Annotated in this window: 7 protein-coding genes and 1 CRISPR repeat array (1 of these 8 cut by a window edge); all 7 genes read right to left on the bottom strand. The window is 63.8% G+C overall.

Annotation, left to right across the window (positions count from 1 at the left end; all coding sequences use genetic code 11):
* Positions 1–58: 58 nt before the first annotated feature.
* Positions 59–199 (bottom strand): hypothetical protein, encoded by a 141-nt coding sequence (locus tag AADX97_RS02675; RefSeq protein WP_374232032.1) that lies wholly within the window; start codon positions 197–199, stop codon positions 59–61.
* Between the two features lie 103 nt (positions 200–302).
* Positions 303–1,316, bottom strand: a complete 1,014-nt coding sequence (locus tag AADX97_RS02670) for a DUF1156 domain-containing protein (protein ID WP_374232031.1) — start codon at positions 1,314–1,316, stop codon at positions 303–305.
* Between the two features lie 2 nt (positions 1,317–1,318).
* Positions 1,319–1,468: a hypothetical protein gene (locus AADX97_RS02665; RefSeq protein ID WP_374232030.1), complete on the bottom strand. Its 150-nt coding sequence runs from the start codon at positions 1,466–1,468 to the stop codon at positions 1,319–1,321.
* A gap of 140 nt (positions 1,469–1,608) precedes the next feature.
* Positions 1,609–1,860 carry a type II toxin-antitoxin system Phd/YefM family antitoxin gene (locus AADX97_RS02660; RefSeq protein WP_374232029.1) on the bottom strand — a complete coding sequence of 84 codons (252 nt, stop codon included), beginning with the start codon at positions 1,858–1,860 and terminating at the stop codon, positions 1,609–1,611.
* A gap of 97 nt (positions 1,861–1,957) precedes the next feature.
* Complete coding sequence (locus AADX97_RS02655; RefSeq protein ID WP_374232028.1) at positions 1,958–2,224, bottom strand: UPF0175 family protein; 267 nt, start codon at positions 2,222–2,224, stop codon at positions 1,958–1,960.
* A gap of 60 nt (positions 2,225–2,284) precedes the next feature.
* The gene (locus AADX97_RS02650) at positions 2,285–3,007 is read right to left on the bottom strand and encodes a hypothetical protein (protein WP_374232027.1); all 723 of its coding nucleotides are present in this window, start codon (positions 3,005–3,007) and stop codon (positions 2,285–2,287) included.
* A 237-nt stretch (positions 3,008–3,244) separates the two neighbouring features.
* Positions 3,245–3,502: a DUF433 domain-containing protein gene (locus tag AADX97_RS02645; RefSeq protein WP_374232026.1), complete on the bottom strand. Its 258-nt coding sequence runs from the start codon at positions 3,500–3,502 to the stop codon at positions 3,245–3,247.
* Positions 3,503–3,565: 63 nt separating this feature from the next.
* A CRISPR array of direct repeats spans positions 3,566–6,000; the repeat unit is 37 nt; unit sequence GTTTCAATCCGCGCCCGGCCAATTGGCCGGGCGATCC (it continues 1,658 nt past the right edge of the window).

Here is a 6,000-nt window from a genome sequence, read left to right as displayed (position 1 = left end):
GGGGTGGCCGAATGGCCGTGGAATCAGTGGCCGGATCGCCGTGGAACGGGTGGCCGAATCAGCGTGGAATCAGTGGCCGAATGCCCGTGGAATGGGTGGCCGAATGGGCGTGGAATACGCACTCATCGGCAAAGCTGTCCGTCAATTCCGCCGGCGAGGGCAACCCAGCCAGCGGTAGATCCAGTCTCAAGGTGTTCATGACTCACCGTCGATGTTGCACAAGATCACACCGAATTCATGTGAAGCAAAGTAGGTTGGGCAAAGCGCAGCGTGCCCAACAACCGCCCGACACGAGCGCACCATCACGCGGCCTCCCCCAGGTCGTCGAACAATTCGAGCTGTTTGACCGTGCTCTGGTTCTTAGACGCCCAGGTTTGATAGAGACTCGCGGCGACCGCGGCGGCGTTGCGGGTCGGGGTATCGGCCCCGTGGGTCTTGAGCCAGGTCAGCAGCGCGCCGAGTGCCGGGTGCGGGCGGAAATTCGGGTTGCCGAGCGTCTCGTTGACGTTGATGCCGCTGCCCTCGAAGCAGGCGCCGACCAGGAAGAGTGCCTGGTCGTAGTCGCTCTGCATCCCTTTGCGGTGCTTGCCGATCCAGGCGCGGGCCAGATCCAGCGGCGGGGTCAGATGAAAGACCTTCTTCTCCTCGAAGACCCAGCCGCGGTCGGCAAAATCGGACGGCGCGCTGCCGGTGCCGCGCAGGAACTTCTGCATCTGGTCGCGCGCAAGCTCGCCTTTGCCGTCGAAGAGGCGCAGCAGCATCCGGGTGAAGGGCTCGGCGTTGTGGGGCGGGGCCTCCTTGATGCCGCCGGCCTCCTCGTCGAGCAGTTGGTTGATGCCGAGCAGGGCCTCCAACACCGTCATCGGCGTGTCTTGGTCCTCGAGACGGGAGCCCTCGACGATGGTGGTGCCGCCGCCCATGAAGATGTCGGCCACCTTGAGATGCTTGAAGGCGCCTTTCTTCTGGTGGTTGCCGTAGTAGACGTCCCAGACCAGCTTGGCGGCCTCCGCGGGGTCGTCCGGGGCCTTGATGGCACTGGCCAACAGCATGGCGCGGAAGACACTGCTGCGCCGACGCGCCCACCATTTGGACATCTGATAGATGGGCTTGCCTGCGTTGCCCTCGATGGCTGCGATCTCGTTGATCGGGATGATGGGAAAGTCCACCTCGATGCAGGTCGGCGGGCGGTCGGGGTCGGAGAATTCCACCGTCTCGCAGGCCCAGGGCTTGCCCGCGCCGACCGCCTTGGCGACCTCATCGGCCAGCCATTCGTCCTTCTTCATCCCTTTGGCTTTCCAGGGTTGGTCTTTGGCCATCTTCAGGTCTTCCGATTCACTTCACTGATGGGGTTGGTGTCGGCGCGCTGCGGATTGCCGGTGCCGCGGATGCCGAATGACGGTTCAGAAACAACCTGTACCGATGCGTGAACACCATCTGTCGTAGGTTGGGCAAAGCGCAGCGTGCCCAACAGCTCCCTGTGATGCCGGCGCGGGTTGGGCGCGCTGCGCTTTGCCCAACCTACTGACATAGGCCCCTGCCCGCTGGCTCGGCGCGACCGTCTCGGGATCGGCCAAGGCATCCATCATCCAGTCGTACAGGACGCAGGTATCAAGCAGCAGGCGCATCGTTTTCGCCCGCGAAGAGTCGCTCGACCGCCTGATCGGTCTCGGGCGATCGCCAATCGGTCGAATAGGGCACCTGTCCCTTCCATGCGCCGGGCGGTTTCACTCGGGAGCGCGAATAGGGAACGATCCGCGCAACCGGTACGCCGTTACGGGCGATCAGTACCTCCTCACCGCGTTCAGCCGCGACAATCAGGCTGGAGAGTTGGCTCTTGGCTTCCAACATATTGACCTGCATTGGGTACCTCCGAAGTCATCCTTGGCCAATCTTAGCGTCCAAGGCAAGACGCGTGCCTGATCGAGCGCGATCAGCGGACTCGCGTTGGTCACAACAATCATCGCTGGCGCATCACGTCGGCAAAGGCTCGATAGCTAGCCTCCGTCTCCTCGGTCGAGGCATTGAGGAATGAAAGCCCTTTTCGCCCCAACAGGGCGAAGAACTCCCGGTAGCTCACATCGAGCAACTCGGCCGCTTTGCTCAAACTGATCGCGCCAGCCTGACGTTGTTCGATGATGAAATCCTCATACAGGGTTCGTCTGAGGTCGTCTTCACTCTGAAAATTCGCCGCCAGCTCATCCGGAAGCGTCAAGGTCAGTTGCATCGTCTAGTCCTCACGTCAGGATCGTTGCCGTGCTCCGGCGTTTCGGCCACGTTGTCCGGATCATCCGGGATTTCGCCTCAGCTCGATGAAGGGCACCGCCACCTCCAGGATACTCAATCCGCCGTGCGTGAGTGTCGGATAACCATCCTGGCTCTTCCATTTGCGCCGGCCGTTGACGTAGAGGTGACCGCCGTGGGCGCTGTCGATGCCCAGATCGAGCGGTGGTGACCAGTTGCCGGGCTCCTCGGCGGATTCGACCGCGCGACCGCTCTTGAAGCGCCCCTTGAGAGACTCGGCCTCGTCCTTGCCGCTGTCGGGGAACTGACCTCTGGCGGCATAGCCGTGATCGGCGGTCAGCACGAGCCGACGCCCGGTGGCGAGCCGTTCGACCAGCGACCAGAAGGCATCGCCGGTGAGTTGGGTTTCGACCTCCTGCGTGAGCGTGGCGAGTCCCTGGCCGGGCTCGTCGTGGTCGTGGAGCCGGTGATCGGGCCATCGGTGCCAGAAGATCCAATCCGGCTCGGCGCCGATCAGCTTGGCGCAGTCGGCCCAGGCGATGTCGACGGATTCGGTGCGCGCGCCGGGGAGCTTGTGCGCAGTGCCCGCGCCGTTGTTGCCGAGCGCTGAACGTTGTGCAAAGCCGAGGGCCTTGGCGAACGGGGTGGTGCTCGGCGGCAGCTCGGCGCCGGTTGGGCGCGCCTGCTGGATGCCGTAACCCCGCAACTCGGCCTGGTGGAGGATCCAGGGCGCCTCGCGCAGGGAGAGTGCATCGAGGATGAGCACCGCTCGTCCCGGCGATCGGCTGGCCCACCAGTCGCCGAGCGCCTGCGCGGTCCGCGGGACCGAGGTCTCGTAGTCCGACCACAGATCCCACCCGGCGGTCGCCAGCCAGTGATCGATCTCGCCGAGTGCCCGGTCGCGGGTGCCCGGATTCTTGAAGCGGCGTCGTCTCTGGTGTCCCCGAGCCGAACTCCGGAACGGTCAGCCTGTGATCGCTCTTTTTGGCTTGCAACAACGGGCTTACGGCGACGTTCGGTCGGACTCGGCGGGTGCTTGCTTGATGAGGTTTTCTTTCTTTATGCAGTCGCGTGCGAAGGCAAAGACTGCCTGTAAATCGTCCGCGGAGACATGTGGATAGCTGTCCAGTATCTCTGCCTGGCTCCATCCGTCGGCGAGCCGGTCCAGCACAAACTCCACGCCGATGCGGGTGCCTCGAATGTGGGGTTTCCCAAACAGGATTTCGGGATCGCAGATGATTCGATCTTTCCAATCGGTCATGATGGCATCTTTATGAATATCTACCCGCGCCCGGCCAACCACGGCCCCTCAACGGGCCAATAGGTTTCAATCCGCGCCCGGCCAATTGGCCGGGCGATCCTAACGGTGATTGCGTCGAGGTCATGCAGACCATGCCGTTTCAATCCGCGCCCGGCCAATTGGCCGGGCGATCCATCGCATCGCGTCCGCGCAGTAGGCGCTTCGCCGGTTTCAATCCGCGCCCGGCCAATTGGCCGTGCGATCCCGAGACGGGACACGCCAAAGACCGCGCGCGACTCGTTTCAATCCGCGCCCGGCCAATTGGCCGGGCGATCCGGTGAGCAACGCCCATTGGTAAACATGAGTCGTGAGTTTCAATCCGCGCCCGGCCAATTGGCCGGGCGATCCACGCCGGCGGCATCTCCCCGACGATGGATCAAAGCGTTTCAATCCGCGCCCGGCCAATTGGCCGGGCGATCCACCATCACCGAGGCCACCGCCGTCACCATGACGATGTTTCAATCCGCGCCCGGCCAATTGGCCGGGCGATCCTCCTTTGGAAAACCGGCACCCGCAGCTATGCCGTGTTTCAATCCGCGCCCGGCCAATTGGCCGGGCGATCCATTCGGCGTCTCGGCGCTGCAGACCGAAGGACTTGTTTCAATCCGCGCCCGGCCAATTGGCCGGGCGATCCGCCAACGCGGCCCAGATGAATCTGGAGTTGCAGAAGTTTCAATCCGCGCCCGGCCAATTGGCCGGGCGATCCCCGTCATCAGCTCGGTGCCTTCCTGATCGATCTGGTTTCAATCCGCGCCCGGCCAATTGGCCGGGCGATCCCCGACCACATCCATCTTCGTCATGCCATCGGTACGTTTCAATCCGCGCCCGGCCAATTGGCCGGGCGATCCATCCTTCAGGTCGTCGATGCGGCTCAAGATCGAAGCGTTTCAATCCGCGCCCGGCCAATTGGCCGGGCGATCCGTCAGTCCGTTGGCTCCGGTCCCCCACTTATAGAAGTTTCAATCCGCGCCCGGCCAATTGGCCGGGCGATCCTGCTGCGCGAGTCCATCCAATGGCGCAAACAGCGCGTTTCAATCCGCGCCCGGCCAATTGGCCGGGCGATCCTCGCGAGCACGAGGGCAAGGGCCTGCGCAGCATCCAGTTTCAATCCGCGCCCGGCCAATTGGCCGGGCGATCCCTGCATCGTAACCCCATGCCCGCATCCGGCTACAAGTTTCAATCCGCGCCCGGCCAATTGGCCGGGCGATCCTCAAGCCACCGCGACCGCGTCGCCTCGTCATCGGGTTTCAATCCGCGCCCGGCCAATTGGCCGGGCGATCCGCTGGATGAGGCGCTCGAAGAATGGCTGCTCGGGCTGTTTCAATCCGCGCCCGGCCAATTGGCCGGGCGATCCAGAGGACCGCGCTCCGGCCGATCGACTCCCAGTAGTTTCAATCCGCGCCCGGCCAATTGGCCGGGCGATCCCGCAGCCTCATCCTCAAGCGCCCAGATGCGCAGCTGTTTCAATCCGCGCCCGGCCAATTGGCCGGGCGATCCCCGATCAACTGCACGCCGCCTGGCGCATTCTTCGACGTTTCAATCCGCGCCCGGCCAATTGGCCGGGCGATCCCAGATCAAGCTCGGACGGCAGCCGCGCGTCCAGGAGTTTCAATCCGCGCCCGGCCAATTGGCCGGGCGATCCTGAATCGCGCGGCGAAATTCATACGCCCATTTCTTGTTTCAATCCGCGCCCGGCCAATTGGCCGGGCGATCCGGCCGGTGACTTCGGCGATGTATTTGCCAACCTCGTTTCAATCCGCGCCCGGCCAATTGGCCGGGCGATCCACTGTATTCGGTCGCCATCTAAGCAATCCTCCTCGTTTCAATCCGCGCCCGGCCAATTGGCCGGGCGATCCTCGCCCGTCGTCATCGACGCCCACGGCGCGCTGCAGGTTTCAATCCGCGCCCGGCCAATTGGCCGGGCGATCCCTCGGCAATGCCGTCGACGTAGTCGGAGAAATCCTCGTTTCAATCCGCGCCCGGCCAATTGGCCGGGCGATCCCGCGGGACGAAATCCTTCACTTTCGGTGCATTCGAGTTTCAATCCGCGCCCGGCCAATTGGCCGGGCGATCCCACCGAGTGGAGCCGTGAATTCTGGGACGATTCGGCGTTTCAATCCGCGCCCGGCCAATTGGCCGGGCGATCCCGTATGCCTTGCGCGCAAGCGGGCGGGATGACTGATAGTTTCAATCCGCGCCCGGCCAATTGGCCGGGCGATCCCTTGCGACGACTACGCCATCGGTTCCGACACAGATTGTTTCAATCCGCGCCCGGCCAATTGGCCGGGCGATCCCTCTCGGCTGCCCCCATCCCATGCCATTGTTGACAAGTTTCAATCCGCGCCCGGCCAATTGGCCGGGCGATCCCCTCTCCATTTCTGCGGTTGCGAAAGCCCCGACGGCGTTTCAATCCGCGCCCGGCCAATTGGCCGGGCGATCCCGCAGCGCTTCGTGGGTCG

The sequence above is a fragment of the Thiocapsa sp. C2-2m genome, assembly GCF_041903745.1.
GTDB classification, from domain to species: Bacteria; Pseudomonadota; Gammaproteobacteria; order Chromatiales; family Chromatiaceae; genus Thiocapsa; species Thiocapsa roseilacustris.
The sequence above is the reverse complement of the archived record's forward strand: the minus strand, read 5'-3'. Positions and strand labels throughout refer to the sequence as shown.